This window comes from Flavobacterium sp. Arc2, assembly GCF_041431385.1.
Taxonomy (GTDB): Bacteria; Bacteroidota; Bacteroidia; order Flavobacteriales; family Flavobacteriaceae; genus Flavobacterium.
Genome location: NZ_JASMRH010000009.1, coordinates 147896 through 169416, shown reverse-complemented (window position 1 = coordinate 169416; position 21521 = coordinate 147896). Strand labels below are relative to the sequence as shown.

Here is a 21521-nt window from a genome sequence, read left to right as displayed (position 1 = left end):
CTGTTAAAAACGGGACTACAAAGTATTAATTACTTTTTGCAGCCTATCTCTGATTTCTGTTGCGATTTCCCCAAGTGCTGCGTTATCTACCGCTTGCATAGATGCTGCCGGATCAACCGCCGAAACCTCTACCTGACCTTTTACTTTCTCTTGAACGATCACATTACAAGGCAACATCATTCCTATTTTATCTTCTGCCAATAATGCTTTATATGCCGAAGGCGGATTGCAGGCACCCAGAATGGTGTAATTGTAAAAGTCCACATCTAATTTCTTCTTTAATGTTGCTTTTATGTCGATTTCTGTTAATACTCCAAATCCTTCCGTTTTAAGGGCTTCCGTAACTTTCTCTATTGCATTTTCGAAACTGTCGTTAATCGTTTTACTGAAATAATATTCCATAACTTTTTATTTTTTAAATTAAATTATTTTCTTTTTCTGTACTGGTGGGCTGCCACTAATAATACTAGTGCAAAAATCAATATTGACCCCCACCAGAACCAATGCATTCCCATAAATGAGTAGCTATCCATATGCATTCCTTGATGTCCATGATTATTCATAATTGTATCGTATTAATAGCGTTAAATAGTACTCCTCCTGTTTTTTTTTATAATGTTATTTGGATTTTTTATCCATTCCTTTCATCTTACTCATGTCCATTTTTTCTGCCTTCATTTTCTCCATCATTTTCATCATATCTGGATTATCCATCATAGATTTACACATATCGGACATCATAGCATCATCATTTTTAACTTTTTCCATCATGCCTTTCATCATGCCTTTCATCATTTCTGGATTATCCTCCATCATTTTCATCATTTCCGGCATCATGCCTTTCATCATTTCTGGATCCTCTTTCATCATCCCCATCATTTTAGCGTGATGCTCCTTCATCATCATCATTTGACCGCTTTTGCTGTTCATCAACACGCCCATCATCTCTTTTGACATCATTTCGTCATTGGCGATAGTGTTCATAATTTCGGTTCTCTTATCTGATTTTGAGAGTACCTGATTCGTTGACTGACAGGAATACAATAGTCCAATTAGTCCGGTTGCAAAGGCAAATTTCTGTAGTGTTTTCATGGTGTTTTATTTTATAGATTAAAATATTTATATTAAAAATCAACTTCAGTGCATTACAACTTCAAATTTCGCAGTCGCAGTGCATTTGCAATAACGGAAACCGAACTAAAACTCATTGCCAAAGCAGCAATCATTGGCGAAAGCAACAATCCGAAGAAAGGATATAACACTCCTGCTGCAATTGGAATTCCAATTACATTGTAGAAGAACGCAAAGAATAAGTTTTGATTAATGTTCCCCATAACCGCATGACTTAGCTTTTTAGCTTTTACAATTCCTTGTAAATCACCTTTTACCAAGGTTATTTTGGCACTTTCAATTGCCGCATCTGTTCCAGTTCCCATTGCTATTCCTACATTGGCTTGAGCCAAAGCCGGCGCATCGTTGATTCCGTCACCTGCCATCGCTACAATTTTACCTTCGGCTTGTAAACGTTTAATTTCATTGAGTTTATCTTGCGGCAAACAACCTGCAATAAACGAAGTCAAATGCAATTCATCGGCTACGGCCTTAGCTGTATTTTCATTATCTCCTGTCAACATGATCACCTCAACACCTTGAGACATTAACTCTTTAATGGCGTTTGTGCTAGTTGTTTTTATAGCGTCTGTAATTGCGACATAACCCACTGCTATAGTATCAACTGCAATATAAGAGATGGTTTTTCCTAGCTTTTGTTCCGCAATAACAGTATTTTCTAAATCTTTAGAAATAGTCGCATTTACGTGTTCTATTAGTTTTTTATTTCCTAATGCTACTTTTTTACCAGCTACATTTCCTACCACTCCTTTTCCTGTTACGGAATCAAAATCGTTAACTTCAGTTAGCCCTATATTTTTCGCTTTCGCGAAATTTACTACGGCTTGCGCCAAAGGATGCTCACTATATTGATTTACCGAAGCAATCAATTGAATCAAATCCTCCTCGTTATTATGTACAGCCACTACTTTTTCTACAGAAGGTTTTCCTTCGGTAATCGTTCCTGTTTTATCTGTAATCAGTACATTTACTTTGTTCATCATTTCTAAAGCTTCGGCATTTTTTATCAAAACTCCCGATTGCGCCCCTTTACCCACTCCTACCATAACAGACATGGGAGTAGCTAATCCCAAAGCACAAGGACAAGCAATAATCAATACCGCAATGGCATTAATAAAACCGTACACTAATGCAGGCTCAGGTCCGTAGACTGTCCATACGAAAAAGGTAATAATCGAAACACCTACAACTATAGGTACAAAATACTTGGCAATACTGTCCGCTAGTTTTTGAATAGGCGCTCTAGAACGACTCGCTTCTGTAACCATTTGTACAATTTGAGCGAGTAAGGTTTCTGACCCTACTTTTTCAGCAATCATTACAAACGATTTAGTTCCGTTGATTGTTCCTGAGATAACGTCATCATCCACAGCTTTATCAACCGGAATAGGCTCTCCCGAAATCATCGATTCATCAATCGTACTTTCGCCTTGCGTTATTTTTCCATCTACCGGAATTTTATCTCCTGGCTTAACGCGCAATAAATCCCCTTTTTTAATATCATGGATCGAAATCACTTTGTCTACTCCATCAACCACCAATGTAGCTTGGGTAGGCGCTAATTTTAATAATTCTTTTATTGCTCCACTAGTTTTACTGTGCGCTTTTGCTTCAAGCAATTGCCCTAATAAGACTAAAGTCAAAATAACTGTGGCTGCTTCAAAATACAAATGAACACTCCCCGTTTCCGTTTTAAATTCTGCTGGAAATAGCGATGGAAAAAACAATCCGAAAACACTAAATAAAAATGCTACACCAGAACCGATGCCGATAAGGGTAAACATATTTAAATTCCAAGTTAAAACCGATTTATAGGCGCGTACAAAAAACATACTACACGCATAAAACACTACGGGAAGCGATAAGGCAAATTGCACCCAGTTCCAACTTTCGATACTCATGATTTTCATCAAAGGATTGTTCGGAATCATATCTGACATGGCAATGATAAAAATAGGCAAAGTAAAAAATATTGCTATTTTCATTTTACGCCATAACTCATTATAGGTTTTATTGTCATCGCTTTCTTTTGGCTCCATCGGTACTAAATCCATTCCGCAAATAGGACAATCACCAGGACCATCTTTGATGATTTCAGGATGCATCGGACAAGTGTATTCTACTTTTTGATTAACAACCGCTTCTTGAACTAAATCCATTCCGCATACCGGGCAATCACCCGCTTTGTCATAGACTTTGTCGCCTTCGCAATGCATTGGACAATAATATTTTCCGGGTGCTGCAGTATGATTGTGTGTATGAGAATGTTCTTTTTTAGTATCAGAATCCTTCATACTACAGCAAGATTTTGCAGGCGTAGGCTCAGAGATTTTCCCTTTTGGAGTACTCATTTCTATACTGTAGTTTCCTGCAACAGCTAAAGCATCTTGAAAAATAGCCAATGGGATATGGGTATCCATCGTAATAAATGCTTGCTTTGATTCTAGCGAAACAACAGCATCAGCACCGTCAATAGCATTCAGTGTTTTTTCTACTTTTTTACGACAGCCGTCACAAGACATTCCCGTAATTATATATGTATGTTTCATCTTTCTCTCTATAAAAAATTATACTACAAATATCCGACTGAAACTCTGTTTCGTTGTTACACAATTCAGGAAGAGATTTGTATCATTTACAAAGAATCAATTTGTTTGCGGTTTTTGTCTTCTGTTTTTTTAAAATAAGTTGGAGTCATACCCGCCACTTTCTTAAATTGATTACTCAAATGAGCGACACTACTATAATTTAAATACAATGCAATTTCGCTTAGACTCATTTCGTCATAGACCAATAACTCTTTGGCTTTTTCGATCTTTTGAGCTATAAAATAATGCTCAATGGTAGCACCTTCTTCTTCTGAAAAAAGCTTACTCAAAGCACTGTAATCTTGGTGCAACTCATCCGATAAGAAAGCTGAGAAGTTGACTTTTAGTTTTTCGTTTTGATTGTGTACTAAGTCAATGATGAGGTTTTTAATTTTCTCAATAACTTTACTAGTTTTATCTTCTAACAATTCAAAACCAAGCTCCTTAAGAGCTAGTGCTAATGGTTGTTTTTCCTCGCTTTTTAATTCCCGAGAAAAGAGTACTTCACCCAAGTCTACAGAAACTACAGGAAGCGACATTTTTTCTAAGGTTGTCTTTACAGCCATTTCACAACGACCACAAACCATGTTTTTGATATAAATTTTCACTTTATTATTTTTTGCTTTCCAGACGAATAATCATTTCATTCATTTGCTTAATTTCTCTTTCTTGAGCATCTATTATATCTCCGGCTAATTTTTTAGCTTCTGGATCTTTAAAATCTACATTACTACTAGTCATAATGGCTGATGAATGATGAGGAATCATAGCTTTCATATATTGTACATCTCCAATAAAAGTTTGTGTCCTTAATAGAAAAAGTGTTCCAAGAAATGTAGTAGCGGCAAAGACTATTATTGCTAAATTGGTTTTACGATTGGGATACATTTTCCACATAAATAACAGCATATTGATTGCCATTGTAGCAATCATTAAAGTGGTCATGTAAAAGCGGGTTAAGCTATTGTGTACATGGCTAAATTCAGCAACATTTAAAAACATTACTAAATACATAATGACAAATGAAACCGCCATTATTGAGGCAAATTTCACATAAGGATTAGTTTTTAACTGTGTGTTGTTTTCTTCCATAATCCCATTTTAATTAGAGTTTTTGATCGCTACTCGATTGAACTTTCAGATAACGTCCTTTTTATAATTATTTTATTATCAAAAATGCTTTAAAATTCCATTATAACAGAACTAAGTTAGCTTTTTTTAACCTAATAAGCTACTAATAATCACACTATTATGCATTACCTCTTATTACATCTTCATCCCTGCTATGGGATCACTTCCTTTGCGGAATATATATTCACTGTTAATGGCATAGGCACCGGTAATAACTATTTTTTTTGTAATGTCCACTTCCGATGTGATTTCGACCATTCCATTGGCTTCTACCCCGGTTTCAACCATCACGTTCTCAAATAGACCATGACTTTTTTCGACCCATATATACTTGTGGTTTTCTTCTCTAATGACAGCATCTATTGGAATAAATAATCCTTTCCTATTGGATTGAGTTAATTTTGCCACTGCCTGCATTCCCGGTTTTAAAAACAAGTCCGGGTTAGCGATTTCCATTCGAATCAATAGCAATCTGGAGTCTGGATTAATCTCAGGATTAATAAATGAGATTTTTGCCTGCATTTCTTTAGCGGGATAATCTGTAAAAGAAACCGTAGCACTTTGTCCAATTTTTAATGATTTTGCATAGCTCACGTTTACTTGCGTTTCAAGCCAAAGTGTATTTAGAGCGACCAACTTAATTATTGCAGCACCTTCCATTACATAACTACCTTCTGTAGCCGTTATCTCCGAAATATATCCGCTGTAAGTACTATAAAAAGTGGTGTATGGTGAAATTTGAGCATTGCCTTTAATACTTTCAATTTGCGCATTAGACAAACCATAAAACAACAGCTTTTGTTTTGCAGCTTGAAGCATACTTTTGGCATTTTTTCCAAAATCACCAGGCATGGCCAATTGCGTGTACGCTGCAAAATAATACTGTTTAGCAATGGCTATATCTTCGCTGTATAATTGATATACAGCTTGATTTTTTTTAACATAATCACCCGTAGTTTTAAAATATAATTTCTCAATTCGCCCCATCGCTCTTGCTGAAATGGTTTTGATTTGTTCCTGATTAATTGTCAAAACGCCCGTATAGTTTTCTTTCAGACTACTATTTGTATCCTCTATATTTTGGGTAGTTATATTTCCCAATTTTATTTGCTGGTCGCTTAGGGTTATTTCATTAGAGGCCGAATTGTCTTTTTTCATTGGGGTCAATTCCATATGACAAATAGGACATTTACCAGGCTTATCTTCCTTTATTTGGGGATCCATGGAACAGGTGTAAAAAATACTTTCTCCATCCTGATGCGCGCTATGATCTTCCTTGCTTTTAGTATTACATCCCATTACGACAACTAATGCCAGGAATAGGAAACTGAATTTCTTTATCTTTTGCATAATTATTCTGTTTTAATAAAGCTTTCGCTATCCATTAAATATTGTGCATTGTCAGCAATTACCTCTTTTACATCCAGCCCTTCGAGGACCTGAATAAAATCATTGAGTTCAATTCCTGTTTTTATTTCTTTTGCTTTAAAACCATTTTCTTTTTTAGTAAAAACTACTTTTTTACTGCCGATGCTCACTAATGCTTGCCTATGAACCCAAATGCCTTGGATGGGATTTGTTTCGACAAAACCTTGCAATCGCAATCCAATCGGGAATTTCAGATTGCTATTATTTAAATACACTCGAACCCTGTTCGTCTTATCCGTTTCGCTGAGTTGTGTTTCTATAAAACTCACTTTGGCATTTATAAAATCACTTTCATCTAATTCTGAAGAAAACCGAATCGCTTGGTTGATCTTTATCAAACTGCTTTGTCCTTGCATCACATTGAAAATACCCCATACTTTATCCGTATTCACTAACTTAAAAACCACTTCATTTTTCTTAATGTAATCTCCTTCTTTCAATGTTAAGGAGGTCGTTGTGGCGGCGTTATTTTGCATCGATCCTTCAGTACCAGTCCTACTACTTTCAGTTCCTTGAACAATTCCGTTAGCGGGACTATAAATAGTAATTATAGGATTTGTTCTTTTGGCTGTAGCCAATGAATTAATCTGACTTGTAGTCATTCCATAAAGTGCTAATTTTTGTTTCGAAGCTTTTATGATGGATGCGTTTTCAGAATCATTGGTAATTAAATAAATGAAATTTTGCTGTGCTGTCAATAATTCCGGACTATACAAATCAAAAAGTCTTTGTCCTTTATTTACTTTTTGGTATTTATAATTCACATACATTTTTTCGATTCGGCCACTTATCCTTGCGGCAATGTTAACCGATGAATTAGGATCATAAGCGACAATTCCAGGTAGCTCTATTTCACTACTGATGGCCGTGTCTTTTGCCGTTGTGGTTTGAAAATCCCCTACTACGAAGCTGTCAGTTGACCGTAATAAATGGTCAATAGAATGGCTTTCCATCGATTGTCCCTCAGTCACTTTTTTCACTAAATTCATTCCGCATACCGGGCAATTCCCTGGTTCGTCCCGAATAATTTCAGGATGCATCGAACAGGTATATACGGCAGCCGGTTGCTCTTGATCCGTTTGGGCAGTAGAATTGTTCACACCATAATAGATTGCAAATCCTACAACTAAAATGGCAATAGCCGCCAAACTATATTTTATATATTTGTTCATAATTATTTCGTTTCCAGTTGTTTTTCAATGGCTACCTGAGTACTCAATATGGCCTGCAACTTGTCCAGTTTTTCTATTTGAGCCATATTCAATGCTTCCCACGCATCCAGTACCAAAAATAGATCTCCTGTGTTATTTTGCCAGGCGATTATGGAAGTGTCATAATTTCTTCGCAATGCCGGAATGATGCTTTTATCGGCAATTTCATATTGCTTCTTTAAGTTGCTAAGCTCCGCTTGCATGCCTGAAATCATTCCTGTTGCTTCGTTTAGAATCATTTGTTTTTGCCAATCCAGACTTTCATTTTTTATTTTAAAACTACTGATGTTAGCTTTATTCATTTTTGATGACCAAGGCATGGGTATTGTAATCATTCCCATCAATGAAAATTGTTGCGGACCATTCCCGAAGGCAAACATATGATCGTACTTCACCCCAAACTCGGGCAATAATTTTGCTTTCTCAATGTCTATTTTCAACTCATTTAAAGCAATTGTTTTCTCGATAGCTCTTACATCGCTTCGGTTTTCAGAAAGCGATACCGTGTCTGATTTCATAAAATCATACTCCTTTAAAGTAAAATTAGATTCTATTTCAAAAACAGTGTTTTTATCTCTTGCCATCAAAGTATTAAGCATGATTTTCTTTTGCGAAATCTCGTTTTGCAACATTACCACCATGCTTTCCAATGCGCTGTATTGTGACTTTGCCTTGTAATAGGTGGGCAGTTTGTCCATATTATACTGATAGCGTATCTCCATACTTTTAATCATGTACTCTAAAAGCAATAAATTATCCTTGGTTATTTTTATTTTTTTATCCAGTACGATCCATTGGTAATAATTCGTTTTTGCCAACGCGTTCAACTGATTCGCGGTATAGTTCTTGCTTTCTGCTTCTACCGAAGACATGGCATTCATGTAATTAGAATCGGCTTTTAGCCTTGAAGCATTGGGAATCATTTGTGTAACGCCTATCATGTAAGACCCCATATCTGGATTTATGTTGTACGGAGTCATAAACAAGCCTGTACTCACTTGAGGTGCCATCCAACTGCGTGCTCCTTTGGCTGCTGCATCCATGCTCTGTATGTCGGCATCGTACATTTTTAACTGCGGATTATTCGTTCTGACGTTAGTCAAAATAGCATCCAACGAAAGTGTTTGCGCTACTGCAGCAGTAGCGTTTAACAGCAAACAACTGATAATGATATAATATTTAATGTGTCGCATCGATAAGATCTATTTTGCCTTTTGTTCTTAATTCATGTTGCTTTGTCATTTCAAAAACAATAGGGGTTACTAATAATACATATATAACAGAGGTGATTGTTCCTCCAATGAGCGGAACCGTAATGGGAATCATCACATCAGCGCCCGTCCCTGTCGACCAAAGAATGGGTACTAAACCAAAAAGAGAAACCGAAACCGTCATTAATTTTGGTCTCAGCCTTTTTGCCGAACCATCAATAATGTACTGTCGGAGGATGTCCGTGGTAATTGTTTCTTTGCTGTTGCCGTGTTTTTCAACCATTTTATTCATGGCCTCGTTTAGGTAAATAGTCATTATCATGGCTGTTTCTATGGCCATCCCAAACAACGCGATGAATCCCACAGCAACCGCTACAGATAAATTAATTCCATAAAAATAGACCATAAAAATACCTCCTATTAAAGCAAAAGGAACTGTTATCATCGTTATTAAAGCTTCCTTCATTGAGTTGTACGTAAAATACAAAATCAGGAATATGATAAGTACAACGATAGGCAATATCATGCCCAATGTTTTGTTAGCACGGATTTGATTCTCCCATTGTCCGCTCCATTCCACATAATACCCTTTTGGCAGTTTAGTCATCATGGTGTTGAGCTTATCCTGCGCTTCCTCTACCGTACTTCCTAAATCACGATCCCTAACATTAAACAAAACGCTCCCACGCAGCATGGCATTTTCGCTGTTTATCATCGGAGGTCCATCGCTTATTTTTATATCGGCGACGGCGTCTAATGGTATTGGCCCGAATTCCATGGTTTGTACCTGCAGTTTTTTTAAGTCTTCAATACTATTTCTATACTCTTGTGCATATCTGGCATTTACAGAAAAACGCTGTCTCCCTTCAATAGTAGTCGTCAATGTCATTCCACCAATTGCTGCTTCAACCACATTATTAACATCGTCAATGCTGAGACCATATCTTCCAATTGCCTCACGATTTGCTTCAATATCGATATACTTCCCACCAGTTATTGGTTCGGCATACAAATCTTTCACTCCTTCGGTCCCTTCCAGCGTCTTTTTAATTTTTTGTGCCAAAGCTTCGATGGTATCCAAACTTGCCCCATAAATTTTTACGCCCACGTCTGTTCTAATTCCCGTCGAAAGCATATTTATTCGATTAATAATAGGCTGCGTAAAACCATTAGTAACACCCGGTATTTGCAGTTTATTATTTATTTCATCTATGATATCACTTTTGGTTTTACCGGCTCTCCATTCGTTATGAGGTTTAAGCAAAATGATTGTTTCAATCATACTTATAGGGCTATTGTCCGTTGCCGTATTGGCTCTCCCCGCTTTTCCTAAAACATGGGTTACCTCAGGAATTGATTTTATTATCTTGTCCTGAACCTGCAATATTCTTTTTACTTCAGAATTAGAGACATCAGGTAAAGTTACAGGCATAAACAAAATAGATCCCTCATCTAAAGGAGGCATAAACTCTGAACCGAGACGCGTATACATCAACCCTCCTATCAGTAAAGCAATGCAGTTTACCAATAGAACGCTTTTTCTCCATTTTAAGCAAAAAATTAGAATTGGCGTATACCAACTTTCCATTTTTCTATTGATTGGGTTCTTGTTCTCCGGACGCAATTTTCCTTTCAGCAAGTAACTGATTAGAACTGGAGTCAATGTAATCGCTAAAAACGCATCTACTATCAGTATAAATGATTTTGTCCACGCTAACGGACTGAATAATTTTCCTTCCATCCCCGTTAGTAGAAAAACGGGTAAAAAAGAAGCAATTACAATAAGTGTCGAATAAAAAACTCCTGGGCCAACGAGCTTAGAGGAAGATTCTATTAACTTCATTCTTTCATCCGCCGACAATGGATCGTGTTCTTTTTTAAATATCTTTTTAAATAACTTTTTCATCGGTTGATTATTGATTGTTATCCATTTCTTCTTGTTTCTCAGAGATGGTTCTATAGGCATTTTCGACCATAACTATCCCATCATCAACTACAACACCAATTGCTAAAGCAATTCCGGTAAGCGACATAATATTGGATGAAATCCCAAAAGCCTGGAGCAAAATAAAACCTATAGCAACAGATATTGGCAACTGTATTAGAATAATTAAGGCACTTCTCCAATGGAAAAGAAAAAGAAGAATCACTATGGAGACCGCAATCATTTCCTCGATTAAAGTCCCTTTAACAGATTCAATTGCTTTTTTAATTAGCTCGCTTCTATCATAAGAGGTTTTGAAGGTCACCCCTTCAGGCAATCCTTTTTCGACTTCTTTCATTTTTACCTTCACCGCATCTATGACCTTATCAGCATTTTCACCGTAACGCATCACGACAATTCCGCCGACTACTTCGCCTTCTCCATTTGCATCAAAAATCCCCAGACGTAAATCACCACCCATTTGAACAGAACCGATATCCTTAACTCTTACGGGAACCGAATTATAATTTTTGATGGCAATTTCTTCCACATCTTTGATATTTTTTATATAGCCGAGCCCTCGCACGATATAGGCCATGTTGCTCATTTCAAATTTGCGCCCACCAACATCATTATTACTCGTCTTTACGGCTTTCATCACTTCCATCATACTAACATTATAGTACTGCATTTTCAAAGGATCTAAAACCAATTGATATTGTTTTTCAAAACCTCCAAAGGAAGCTACCTCAGCAACACCTGGAACTGTCTGTAAAGCAAATTTCACATACCAATCCTGCAGCGCTCTTTGTTCCCCAAGATCCATCCCATTCGTTTCCAAATGGTACCAAAATATATGCCCTACTCCTGTACCATCAGGTCCTAAAGTGGGAACTACATTTTGTGGCAACAGTCGCTGAGCATAATTTAAACGTTCCAGTACTCGAGTTCTTGCCCAATAAGGATCTATATTATCTTCAAAAATGATGTAGATAAAACTCATCCCAAACATGGAAGAAGCCCGGATATTTTTGACTTTAGGAACTCCTTGTAAGTTAGAAACTAGAGGGTAGGTTACCTGATCTTCTATCACCTGTGGGCTTCTACCCATCCACTCCGTAAAAACAATAACCTGATTTTCTGATAAATCAGGAATCGCATCAATGGGATTTTCTTGCACACTGTAGATTCCCCAACCAAACAAGCAGGCGGAAACGAGCAAAACAATCGCTCGATTTTTTAAGGAAAACGATATTAATTTTTCTACCATAATAGCTTAATTAATGAAAATATTTTTCATCTAAAGGTTGGAACTGAGAATTACAATTCTTTTGTAATTCCTCCACAAGTCAACATTTCAGCTCCGTAATATGGATTTTTAATATCTTTAATTTCACTAATCCAATATCCATTTTTTCCTTGATTGTACATGGGGCAATAGTCTTGGTACAGTTTTTTATCTGTATTAAACATTTTAATAAAGTTATGCATGTCAGCACTCAATAAAGCAAACGCATTTCTTTGTGCAGCAATTTTACCTGCATTCTCAGTAATGGTTGCGGTGTGTTGTTTAGCAGCGTCAGCGATGGTGTTGTATTGAGAAAGTAAATCAGCTTCAATTTTGTCAGTGGTCGTTTTTTGTAAAGTTGTTTCTAAAGCTTTACTTGATGCAGTCGCTAATGTAGCGTCATCGCTAGCTAGGGCATTTTTCAATTTTAGGTAATCATTTAAAATCATATCGATTGAAAATGCCGATTTGCTTTTTGTAACGTCCATTTCTTTCACTTCTTCAATCACTTCTTCATGGGCTACAGGAACCGTTAAGGACATTCCGCATTTAGAACATTCTTCTCCTTTTTTACCGTGTACTTCAGGATGCATTTCACAAGAATATTGCTGACTGTCGGATGTCTCGGTGTTCGCTTTATCGGCTGTTTCTGATTTGTTGTCTTTACAAGATGCTAGAGCAAATACTGCTGATAAAAGACTGATTTTTACAATGTTTTTCATTTTACTAATTTTTAAAAGTTATAATTATATTGCGTTATTTATTTAATTCTGATCTGTTTTAGAAAACTTCTAAACCCCAAATAAACAGACTAAATAGCTATTTAGTCTTGATCCAAATGGAAAATTACGTTGTTTTCTTAGTATTTATTGCTTTTTCGATTACTATCAAATATCATTGTTTAAATCTTGGGTTTTTCTTTTTTGGTTGTCCAAATTTAAGAGTTCAAAAATAAATCAACAACCCTTAAAATGGAGTGAAATTATTGCGTTTTACTTAACTTGGCAAACCGTTTAAAAAAAAACAAGCAGAATTCCTGAAACAAAAACAGTGATTTTACTCGAATTTGTTCCTTAATTAAATTGATAAATCATAGATTGAAGCAAGTAGTTTGCTTTGAATTTGACACACTAATGGCTGTCAAAAAAGAATTTAGCCTATTTTAGGAATAAGCCAGATAGAAGAGTATCCTTCAGAAGTGAACGATACTGACGGGTAAAATTTTTGCTTTTTTGTAGCAAAATTAAAGACGTTGTCTTGATTTTCTAATGGTGTAGCAGTAACGATTACTAAGTTTATGGAAGAAGCACTACATAAAGCATTTCCACATTTTCCAGTACAACCATGGTTATCTTTGCTTTTAGAACTACTGCCCTTACCGCAACAGTCTTTCATGCCTGTCTTAGCAGTCATTTGTTTAGTACAAGATTTTTCTGAATTATTTCCACAGGCAAACGTAGCGCTTGGCATCAAAAGTGCGCCAATCAAAACGATTAATATAAAGTGGATTTTTTTCATTTTCTTGTAATTGCGTACAAAATTAGTAAAACTATACTAGTTCGAATCAAAATATAATGTTAATATAGTTTTACTAATGTATACTTTAAAAATAATCTATTTTGTTTCTCCTAGTATTGAATACATAATCGACTGAGATACTGATAAAATAATACTAAATAATAAGGCAGTAAAAAAAGTATCTACACGAAATCCTTCTACAATATTATCACACAATATAATAATTAGCGCATTGATTACTAACAAGAACAGCCCTAAGGTTATAAAAGTAATTGGCAAAGTCAAGATTACTAATATTGGTTTAATAAAGACATTCAGTAGTCCAAGAACAACAGCTACAATTATAGCAGTAGTAAAACTTGCGACGTGCACACCTGTCATTAAATTAGAGATCAGTAACACTAAAGCGGAGGTAATTAATATTCTTAAAAGAAGTTTCATAGGTATATGTTTTATTGGTTAATATTATTTATCAAAAAATTCCTTTGCAAACTGATGGAACAATTTAGGATTTTCGGCATGAAGCCAATGTCCTGCGTTTGGAATTGTTTCAAAAATTGCTTGAGGAAAATGTTTCTTTATCGTGTCAAAATCACCATCTAAAATATAATTAGAGTTTCCGCCACGAATAAAAAGTGTTGGTTTATTGAAAACAGCGTCCTCTGGAAGCGCTACTCCTATTTCATCCATTTTTTTATTAAAAACAGCTAAATTAAATCGGAAAGCCAATTGTCCTGGCTCTTGCCAATACAAACTTTTCATTAAAAACTGTCTCGTACCGAAGTCGGTTATGTATTCCGAAAGTGTATCTTCTACTTCAGATCGACTGGGTTTTTTAGCAAAATTTACTGCGTTTAATCCCGCTAGAATCGTTTGATGATGCTGCGGATAGAATTTTGGTCCAATATCAGCTACAATCAACTTCTCCACCATTTGCGGATACAAGGTTGCAAAAAGCATCGCTGTTTTACCGCCCATGGAGTGTCCTATCATATCGACATTGCTTAAATTATGATCGTTGCAATACTCCAGAATATCCTGAGCCATCAATTCATAACTGAACTCCTCTGAATGAAAACTTCGCCCGTGATTGCGCAGATCTAACATATGAACTTCAAATCCCTCAGTTGCAAACTGCACGCCAAGCGTTTTCCAATTGTCTGACATTCCTAGGAACCCGTGAAGTATCAATAATGGTTTTCCTTCACCTTCTATTTTTGAATAAAGCATATTGTATAGTTTAACGAGCGCGTGAGGAGTAGCAGCGAAAATCCTTTAGTAGTATGGAGCGATAGCGAAATACTATTAAAGATTGTAGCGCATAGCCCGACCCGTCCCGATAGCTATCGGGATTATGCGGGTCACGCCCAAATTATTTTATTTTAATTTTTGCAAATACATATTGACCACATTCTCTAGGCCAAGATATAAGGCCTCTGCAATTAAGGCATGACCAATAGAAACCTCTAATAACCCTGGAATATTTTGTTTAAAAAACTGAATGTTATCCAAGCTTAAATCGTGACCTGCATTGATTCCCAAACCTATTTCATTAGCCAAAACAGCCGCTTTTACGTAAGGATCAATTCCATTTTTGTTTCCTAAACCATACTCATGTGCAAAAGCTTCGGTATACAATTCTATTCGGTCTGTCCCTGTTTTTTTAGCACCTTCGATCATATCTAATCTTGGATCTACAAAAATAGAGGTACGAATACCATTGCGCTGAAACTCTTGAATCATCTCAGTAAGATAGGCTTGATTTTTTACTGTGTCCCAACCAGCAGAAGAGGTAATTGCACCAATAGCATCTGGTACAAGAGTCACTTGCTCGGGCTTACATTCTAAAACCAAATCGATAAAATTATGTTGTGGATTTCCTTCTATATTAAATTCGGTATAAACGATTGCTTTTAAATCACGAGCATCCTGATAGCGAATGTGACGCTCATCTGGACGAGGATGTATGGTGATTCCTTGGGCACCAAATTTTTGAATGTCAGTGGCCACTTTTAATAAATCAGGCACATTTCCTCCGCGCGCATTACGTAAAGTCGCTATTTTGTTGATATTTACACTTAACTTTGTCATTGGAATACTTTTTGATTATGAAATAACTGTATAATTGACACAAAAATACAAAGTAAAAGGTAGGAGATTTTGCCTTTTTTTGATTATTTTGCATAAAAATTCAGGATTTAATTAAGATGGAAATTACAAACTACATAACCACTGACTTTAAAGCGATTGACAGCCAAGAGACTATTGCCTCTGTTAAAGACTTTTTTGACGAATTGACTTTTTCACACTTTCCTGTTGTTGAAGAAGGCATTTACATTGGTAGTATCTCATCTGAAGATATTGAAACTTTTGATAATGACAAAAAAGTAATTGATTACAGATATACTCTTGCGAGTTTTTTCACGAGAACAGATTCAATTTGGCTCGAAGTATTAGAAGTTTTTGCAAAAAATCACACGAACTTGATTCCTGTTTTGGATGAAAAGAACAGTTATATTGGCTATTATGAAATAGATGATATTATGAGCTTTTTCCACCAAACTCCCTTTTTGAAAGAACAAGGACGAATTATAAAGGTGAAAAAAGGAGTATTAGATTATTCTATGAGCCAAATCACTCAAATAGTGGAAAGCAATAACGGAAAACTTTTAGGCTTATTCATTTCTGAATCTGATGTGGACAGCATTGAAGTAACGATGAAAATTAGCCTGGGCGCTATTAATGAAATAGTCCAGACATTTAGAAGGTACAGTTACGAAATAGTATCAGAACACCAAGAAGACAATTATATCAGCAGTTTAAAAGAACGCTCAGACTACTTAGACAAGTACCTTAATATGTAATTGTTTATTCTAAATACTAATCTAAGCTTTTTAATAACTCAACTATTTTACAAACAAACGATTCAACAAAATAATGAAAGTAGCCATATACGGTCAATATTATCAAAATAGTACAGAACCTATCATAAAAGACATCTTCATTTTTTTTAATAGAAACAATGTAGAATTAGTCATTGAAGCTGCTTTTTTAGAGTTGCTTTATGAAAAGGGAATTGTAAAAAAAGAATATAATACTTTTTCTTCGCATACGCAGTTAGACGAAAGTTTTGACATGCTAGTCAGCATTGGCGGTGACGGAACCATCTTAAGAGCAGCAACGCTGGTAAGAGATTCAGGAATCCCTATTTTAGGTATCAACGCAGGAAGACTTGGTTTTCTAGCTACAGTTCAAAAAGAAAACATTGATGAATTCCTACAAATTGTCATTGATGAAAAATACACACTTTCTAAAAGAACACTGTTGAGCCTGTCCTGCACTCCTCCAAACGAGGCGTTGCAAGACATTAACTTTGCAATGAACGAGATCTCAGTAAGCAGAAAAGACACCACATCCATGATAACAATTGACACCTACCTTAATGGTGAGTTTTTAAACTCCTATTGGGCCGATGGTTTAATTGTATCCACCCCTACAGGATCAACCGGATATTCTTTAAGTTGTGGCGGTCCTATCTTAACTCCTGACGTAAAAAGTCTAGTAATAACTCCTATTGCACCGCACAACTTGAATGCAAGACCTCTTGTTATCCCTGATGAAACTGAAATCAGATTAAAAGTATCAGGACGAGAAGAGCATTATCTAGTTTCATTAGACTCCAGAATTACTTCTGTAAAAAACGAATCCATATTGACCATTAGCAAAACACCGTTTGAAATAAACATGGTCGAAATCCCGGAAGAAACCTTTCTAAAAACACTGCGCACAAAACTATTGTGGGGTGAAGACAAAAGAAATTAAATCTTTTTACTTCCTAAATATACGATTGTATCCCATTTTTTCGTTTCGCTTTTAACAAATCCCTATCCGATATCGATTATAACGCCAATTCTTTAAATAATGGCACATTTAACGTAATCGGTATTGATTCGAAACGATAATTATTATATTTGCACGCAATTTCAATCAAAATGAACAAACCTTTCGCCTTATTTATATGCTTATTCCTAAGTATGACGATGTATTCACAAATACATGAAGTGGGAGTTTTTCTAGGTGGAAGCAACTACATTGGCGACATTGGGCCTACAACCTACATATCCCCAAATGAACCTGCTTTTGGAATACTTTATAAATACAACAAAAGCCCAAGACATGCCTATCGTTTTTCTTACACCCAATCAAAAATCACTTCAAATGATCTTGATTCAAAAGAACCGAGCCGCAGTCAGAGAGGCTATCGTTTTGAAAATAACATAAAAGAAGTATCTTTAGGCCTTGAATTTAATTTTTTCGATTTTAATCTTCATGAATTAGACAGGCAATTCACTCCTTATATTTATAGCGGAATTAGTTACACACAATATAACGGTTTGTTTTTTGTAGACGGCAAAACAAGATCTGATGCAAATCATGGAACAATCGCGATTCCAATGACTGTGGGGATTAAGACAAATTTAAACAATCGCTTTATACTAGGATTAGAGGTTGGAGCAAGATACACGTTTGCTGATGACATTGACGGGAGTAACCCCACTAATAAAAACCTAGAGCAACTGAAATTTGGAAATATAAATAATAATGATTGGTATGTTTTTTCTGGGTTAACATTAACCTATACCTTTGGAGAAAAACCATGCTACTGTGCAGAATAAGAAAATGGATCTACTAGAAAATATAGACAAGAATAATTTGCCCCAACATTTAGCCATTATAATGGATGGAAATGGGCGATGGGCAAAACAACAAGGTTTATTGCGAGCTTTCGGTCATGAGAGCGGAACAAAATCAGTAAAAACCATCATAAAAACTTGTGCCAAACTAGGTATCGAAAACTTAACACTTTACGCATTTTCGACAGAGAACTGGAACCGACCTAAGCTGGAAGTGGACACTTTAATGCGGATCCTGATAAAGTCATTAAAAAAAGAACTTCCTACACTCCTAGAAAACAATATCAAATTGAACACTATAGGTAATTTAGAAAAATTACCTCAATCTGCTCAAAAGGAGCTTCTTGATGTCATAAACAAAACCAAGGATAATACTCACATGACATTAACATTAGCATTGAGTTATGGTTCGAGAGAAGAAATCGTAAATGCCGTAAAAAACATCAGTAATAAAGTTAAAAATAATATAATTTCAATAGACTCTATTGACGATTCAATTATAAATGAGCATCTTTACACGCAAAATTTACCGGATGTAGATTTATTAATAAGAACAAGTGGAGAACATAGAATAAGTAATTTTTTGCTCTGGCAAATTGCCTATGCAGAATTATATTTTACTGATGTATTGTGGCCAGACTTTAAAGAACAAAATTTATATGAGGCTATTATTAGTTATCAAAAAAGAGAACGTAGATTTGGAAAAACAAGTGAACAAATTAAATAAATTTTTAGTGTTGAATAAAAGTATAAAAGCAGTCCTTACCCTAGTTTTATTAGGTAGTTTTTCACAAATTAAAGCCCAAGAAAGAGTTCCTTTTGACCAAGGCCATAAATACATACTCGCCGATGTTGTTCTTACTAACAAAATAAGTTTCAACGACCAAACAGTTGTGACTTTTGCTGGGCTTGAGAAAGGACAAGAAATCACTGTTCCCGGAGAAGAGATCAGTAGCGCTATTAAAAAACTAGGTAAACTAGGTCTTTTTGACGAAATTTCATTTTACATCAACAGAATTGAAAACGACAGTATCTATCTTGATTTAGACATCAAAGAACTGCCAAAACTAAACAACGTTAAGTTTGTTGGAATTAAGAAAAACAAAACCGATGCTTTAATTAAAGACAACGGATTGACAAAAAGCAAAGTAGTCAATGAAAACTTAATCACCACGACAAAAAATTACATAGAAAACAAATACAAAAAAGACGGATATTACAACACTAAGGTAAACATAAACGTTGTCCAAGACACAGCGACTGTAAACCAGGTTAATATGGTTGTAAACATTGACAAAGGCGAAAAAATAAAAATTGCTGAAATTGATTTTATTGGTAACGAAAAAATATCAGACAAAGCTTTACGTAAAGCGATGAAAGATACCAAACAAAAAAACTTCTTTCGCATATTAAAATCATCTAAATTTATAAAAGCGAAATACAAAACAGATTTAGAAAAAGTAATTGCTTCTTATAAAGAAAAAGGATATAGAGACGCTAGAATAACCTCTGACTCAATAACTTATCTTAAAGACAAAAACGCATTATCAATAAAGATTAATGTTGAAGAAGGAAACAAATATTATTTTGGAAACATCAAGTTTTTAGGAAACACTGTTTATTCAGACCAACTTTTAAGCAGATACATTGGTGTTAAAAAAGGAGAGACTTATAATGGAGTACTTCTTGAAAAAAGAATAGCAGATAAGACAAAACCAGACGGAGAAGACATTACTAATCTCTATCAAAATAACGGTTATTTATTCTCAAACATCAATGCTGTTGAAGTAAAAACAGTTAACGACACGATTGACTTCGAAATAAGAATTAATGAAGGTCCTCTAGCTTACTTCAATAAAATTACGGTAGTAGGAAACGACAAAACAAATGACCGAGTTATCTATAGAGAATTAAGAACTAAGCCAGGAGAAAAATACAGCAAAGAATTATTAGTTAGAACCATACGTGAAATTGGTCAACTAGGATTTTTTGATCCTGAAGCAATTGACCCTAAATTTAAAAATGTAGATGCTGCTGCAGGAACAGTGGATATAGAATACAATCTTGTAGAAAAAGGATCAAGCCAAATAGAACTTCAAGGAGGTTACGGTGGTGGTGGTTTCATTGGTACATTAGGATTGTCTTTTAATAACTTCTCAGCACGAAACTTACTTAATAAGGAAGCGTACAAACCTTTACCTATGGGTGATGGACAAAAGGTAGCTTTAAGACTTCAGGCAAGCACTTATTTTCAAACCTATAGCGTTTCGTTTTCTGAGCCTTGGTTTGGACAAAAAAAACCAGTTTCATTTAGCACTTCGATATCTTACAGTAAACAATTTTTAAATAATTACATTACTGGAAGTGTAGACAAAGATAAAAGTTTCAATATCCTAACACTGTCTGTTGGGTTAGCTAAGAGATTAACTGTGCCAGATGACTTCTTTGTTTTATCACAATCTATAAGTTACCAACACTATGATTTAAATAATTACAATACTGGATTATTTACATTTGGAAATGGTGCTTCAAGAAATTTAGCCTATACAATTGGACTATCGAGAAGTAACAAAGGGGTGAATCCTATATTCCCTACTTACGGTTCAGAGTTTAGTTTAACTGGTAAATTTTCACTTCCTTATTCCCTGTTTAATGGTGTAGATTATGCAACATTGGGTGATAAAGAACAGTATAAATTAAAAAACACTGTTGATCAATCGAATCAAGTCGATGCAAACGGAAACACAGTAAATATTGGTGATTATATTGATGCATCTGGAAACAAAGTTTTCAATTACCAAGATGCAGCTGCAGATCCAGCACTAGTAGATCAAAAGAAATTTAACTGGTTAGAATACTATAAAATTAAATTCAAAGCAGATTGGTACACTAAAGTTTACGGAAAATTAGTACTTCGTACATTGACAGAATTCGGTTTCTTGGGTGCATACAATCAAGACAGAGGTGTTGTACCATTTGAAAGGTTTTATGTAGGTGGAGATGGATTAGCTAATTACTCTATGGATGGTAGAGAAACGATCCAATTAAGAGGATATCCTAACAACTCCCTGACACCAATAAATAGTGCAGGAGAGCAAATTGGAGCTACTGTTTACAATAAGTTCTCTATGGAATTGCGTTATCCTATAACCTTAAAATCATCTGCATCTATATATGCATTAGGATTTTTAGAAGCAGGTTCGTCTTATGCAGATTTCAAAAGCTACAATCCATTTGATTTAAACCGCTCTGCTGGAGTTGGTCTACGTGTATTCATGCCAGCATTTGGTTTATTAGGTATTGATTTCGGACATGGTTTTGATGCTCTACCAGGACAAAGTACACCTAATGGATGGGAAACCCATTTCATTATTGGACAACAATTTTAAAAAAAAAA

The 21521-nt window shown here is 35.4% G+C and carries 21 protein-coding genes; 5 read left to right on the top strand and 16 right to left on the bottom strand.

From position 1 onward, the window contains the following. Positions 1-15: 15 nt before the first annotated feature. From QO182_RS08495 to QO182_RS08420, 16 genes are all read right to left on the bottom strand, one after another. Positions 16-402: a DUF302 domain-containing protein gene (locus tag QO182_RS08495; protein ID WP_371535694.1), complete on the bottom strand. Its 387-nt coding sequence runs from the start codon at positions 400-402 to the stop codon at positions 16-18. Between the two features lie 23 nt (positions 403-425). Then, positions 426-563 carry a hypothetical protein gene (locus QO182_RS08490; RefSeq protein WP_371560983.1) on the bottom strand — a complete coding sequence of 46 codons (138 nt, stop codon included), beginning with the start codon at positions 561-563 and terminating at the stop codon, positions 426-428. 55 nt (positions 564-618) lie between these two features. Beyond that, positions 619-1092: a membrane or secreted protein gene (locus QO182_RS08485; RefSeq protein WP_371560981.1), complete on the bottom strand. Its 474-nt coding sequence runs from the start codon at positions 1090-1092 to the stop codon at positions 619-621. Between the two features lie 53 nt (positions 1093-1145). Continuing rightward, entirely contained in the window at positions 1146-3680 is a 2535-nt protein-coding gene (locus QO182_RS08480) for a heavy metal translocating P-type ATPase (RefSeq protein ID WP_371560979.1), read from the bottom strand. Positions 3681-3766: 86 nt separating this feature from the next. Next, the gene (locus tag QO182_RS08475; RefSeq protein WP_371561005.1) at positions 3767-4306 is read right to left on the bottom strand and encodes a helix-turn-helix domain-containing protein; all 540 of its coding nucleotides are present in this window, start codon (positions 4304-4306) and stop codon (positions 3767-3769) included. 25 nt (positions 4307-4331) lie between these two features. After that, on the bottom strand, positions 4332-4811 hold the full coding sequence (locus QO182_RS08470) for a DUF305 domain-containing protein (protein WP_371535688.1): 480 nt from the start codon (positions 4809-4811) through the stop codon (positions 4332-4334). A 174-nt stretch (positions 4812-4985) separates the two neighbouring features. Then, complete coding sequence (locus QO182_RS08465) at positions 4986-6200, bottom strand: efflux RND transporter periplasmic adaptor subunit (protein ID WP_371560977.1); 1215 nt, start codon at positions 6198-6200, stop codon at positions 4986-4988. Positions 6201-6202: 2 nt separating this feature from the next. Continuing rightward, positions 6203-7450, bottom strand: a complete 1248-nt coding sequence (locus QO182_RS08460; protein ID WP_371560975.1) for an efflux RND transporter periplasmic adaptor subunit — start codon at positions 7448-7450, stop codon at positions 6203-6205. 2 nt (positions 7451-7452) lie between these two features. After that, positions 7453-8682 carry a TolC family protein gene (locus QO182_RS08455; RefSeq protein WP_371560973.1) on the bottom strand — a complete coding sequence of 410 codons (1230 nt, stop codon included), beginning with the start codon at positions 8680-8682 and terminating at the stop codon, positions 7453-7455. After that, a complete protein-coding gene (locus QO182_RS08450; protein WP_371560972.1) occupies positions 8669-10606 on the bottom strand; it encodes an efflux RND transporter permease subunit in 1938 nt (645 codons plus the stop codon). Before QO182_RS08450 ends, QO182_RS08455 begins: the two co-directional genes overlap by 14 nt. Positions 10607-10613: 7 nt before the next feature. Next, a complete protein-coding gene (locus QO182_RS08445; protein ID WP_371560970.1) occupies positions 10614-11894 on the bottom strand; it encodes an efflux RND transporter permease subunit in 1281 nt (426 codons plus the stop codon). Positions 11895-11944: 50 nt separating this feature from the next. Then, a complete protein-coding gene (locus QO182_RS08440; protein ID WP_371535674.1) occupies positions 11945-12634 on the bottom strand; it encodes a DUF3347 domain-containing protein in 690 nt (229 codons plus the stop codon). 430 nt (positions 12635-13064) lie between these two features. Further along, a complete protein-coding gene (locus tag QO182_RS08435) occupies positions 13065-13430 on the bottom strand; it encodes a hypothetical protein (protein ID WP_371535672.1) in 366 nt (121 codons plus the stop codon). Positions 13431-13526: 96 nt separating this feature from the next. Beyond that, complete coding sequence (locus tag QO182_RS08430; protein WP_371560968.1) at positions 13527-13871, bottom strand: phage holin family protein; 345 nt, start codon at positions 13869-13871, stop codon at positions 13527-13529. 24 nt (positions 13872-13895) lie between these two features. Beyond that, positions 13896-14660, bottom strand: a complete 765-nt coding sequence (locus QO182_RS08425; RefSeq protein ID WP_371560966.1) for an alpha/beta fold hydrolase — start codon at positions 14658-14660, stop codon at positions 13896-13898. Positions 14661-14807: 147 nt separating this feature from the next. Beyond that, the gene (locus QO182_RS08420) at positions 14808-15521 is read right to left on the bottom strand and encodes a pyridoxine 5'-phosphate synthase (RefSeq protein ID WP_371535656.1); all 714 of its coding nucleotides are present in this window, start codon (positions 15519-15521) and stop codon (positions 14808-14810) included. A 116-nt stretch (positions 15522-15637) separates the two neighbouring features. On the opposite strand from QO182_RS08420, the gene QO182_RS08415 reads away from it, so the two are divergent. From QO182_RS08415 to bamA, 5 genes are all read left to right on the top strand, one after another. After that, positions 15638-16294 carry a CBS domain-containing protein gene (locus QO182_RS08415; protein ID WP_371535654.1) on the top strand — a complete coding sequence of 219 codons (657 nt, stop codon included), beginning with the start codon at positions 15638-15640 and terminating at the stop codon, positions 16292-16294. A 73-nt stretch (positions 16295-16367) separates the two neighbouring features. Beyond that, complete coding sequence (locus tag QO182_RS08410) at positions 16368-17252, top strand: NAD kinase (RefSeq protein ID WP_371535651.1); 885 nt, start codon at positions 16368-16370, stop codon at positions 17250-17252. A 170-nt stretch (positions 17253-17422) separates the two neighbouring features. Continuing rightward, positions 17423-18106, top strand: coding sequence for a DUF6089 family protein (locus QO182_RS08405; RefSeq protein WP_371560964.1), 684 nt, complete (start codon positions 17423-17425; stop codon positions 18104-18106). Between the two features lie 4 nt (positions 18107-18110). After that, the gene (locus tag QO182_RS08400; RefSeq protein WP_371535982.1) at positions 18111-18851 is read left to right on the top strand and encodes an isoprenyl transferase; all 741 of its coding nucleotides are present in this window, start codon (positions 18111-18113) and stop codon (positions 18849-18851) included. Continuing rightward, the gene (gene bamA, locus QO182_RS08395) at positions 18784-21513 is read left to right on the top strand and encodes an outer membrane protein assembly factor BamA (protein ID WP_371560962.1); all 2730 of its coding nucleotides are present in this window, start codon (positions 18784-18786) and stop codon (positions 21511-21513) included. The genes QO182_RS08400 and bamA overlap by 68 nt, the downstream gene beginning before the upstream one ends. Positions 21514-21521: the final 8 nt, after the last annotated feature.

What these genes read in the sequence shown, in the direction of transcription:
- QO182_RS08495 (WP_371535694.1), bottom strand. Translation starts at nt 402, where the DNA reads ATGGAATATTATTTCAGTAAAACGATTAACGACAGTTTCGAAAATGCA.
- QO182_RS08490 (WP_371560983.1), bottom strand. Translation starts at nt 563, where the DNA reads ATGAATAATCATGGACATCAAGGAATGCATATGGATAGCTACTCATTT.
- QO182_RS08485 (WP_371560981.1), bottom strand. Translation starts at nt 1,092, where the DNA reads ATGAAAACACTACAGAAATTTGCCTTTGCAACCGGACTAATTGGACTA.
- QO182_RS08480 (WP_371560979.1), bottom strand. Translation starts at nt 3,680, where the DNA reads ATGAAACATACATATATAATTACGGGAATGTCTTGTGACGGCTGTCGT.
- QO182_RS08475 (WP_371561005.1), bottom strand. Translation starts at nt 4,306, where the DNA reads ATGGTTTGTGGTCGTTGTGAAATGGCTGTAAAGACAACCTTAGAAAAA.
- QO182_RS08470 (WP_371535688.1), bottom strand. Translation starts at nt 4,811, where the DNA reads ATGGAAGAAAACAACACACAGTTAAAAACTAATCCTTATGTGAAATTT.
- QO182_RS08465 (WP_371560977.1), bottom strand. Translation starts at nt 6,200, where the DNA reads ATGCAAAAGATAAAGAAATTCAGTTTCCTATTCCTGGCATTAGTTGTC.
- QO182_RS08460 (WP_371560975.1), bottom strand. Translation starts at nt 7,450, where the DNA reads ATGAACAAATATATAAAATATAGTTTGGCGGCTATTGCCATTTTAGTT.
- QO182_RS08455 (WP_371560973.1), bottom strand. Translation starts at nt 8,682, where the DNA reads ATGCGACACATTAAATATTATATCATTATCAGTTGTTTGCTGTTAAAC.
- QO182_RS08450 (WP_371560972.1), bottom strand. Translation starts at nt 10,606, where the DNA reads ATGAAAAAGTTATTTAAAAAGATATTTAAAAAAGAACACGATCCATTG.
- QO182_RS08445 (WP_371560970.1), bottom strand. Translation starts at nt 11,894, where the DNA reads ATGGTAGAAAAATTAATATCGTTTTCCTTAAAAAATCGAGCGATTGTT.
- QO182_RS08440 (WP_371535674.1), bottom strand. Translation starts at nt 12,634, where the DNA reads ATGAAAAACATTGTAAAAATCAGTCTTTTATCAGCAGTATTTGCTCTA.
- QO182_RS08435 (WP_371535672.1), bottom strand. Translation starts at nt 13,430, where the DNA reads ATGAAAAAAATCCACTTTATATTAATCGTTTTGATTGGCGCACTTTTG.
- QO182_RS08430 (WP_371560968.1), bottom strand. Translation starts at nt 13,871, where the DNA reads ATGAAACTTCTTTTAAGAATATTAATTACCTCCGCTTTAGTGTTACTG.
- QO182_RS08425 (WP_371560966.1), bottom strand. Translation starts at nt 14,660, where the DNA reads ATGCTTTATTCAAAAATAGAAGGTGAAGGAAAACCATTATTGATACTT.
- QO182_RS08420 (WP_371535656.1), bottom strand. Translation starts at nt 15,521, where the DNA reads ATGACAAAGTTAAGTGTAAATATCAACAAAATAGCGACTTTACGTAAT.
- QO182_RS08415 (WP_371535654.1), top strand. Translation starts at nt 15,638, where the DNA reads ATGGAAATTACAAACTACATAACCACTGACTTTAAAGCGATTGACAGC.
- QO182_RS08410 (WP_371535651.1), top strand. Translation starts at nt 16,368, where the DNA reads ATGAAAGTAGCCATATACGGTCAATATTATCAAAATAGTACAGAACCT.
- QO182_RS08405 (WP_371560964.1), top strand. Translation starts at nt 17,423, where the DNA reads ATGAACAAACCTTTCGCCTTATTTATATGCTTATTCCTAAGTATGACG.
- QO182_RS08400 (WP_371535982.1), top strand. Translation starts at nt 18,111, where the DNA reads ATGGATCTACTAGAAAATATAGACAAGAATAATTTGCCCCAACATTTA.
- bamA (WP_371560962.1), top strand. Translation starts at nt 18,784, where the DNA reads ATGAGGCTATTATTAGTTATCAAAAAAGAGAACGTAGATTTGGAAAAA.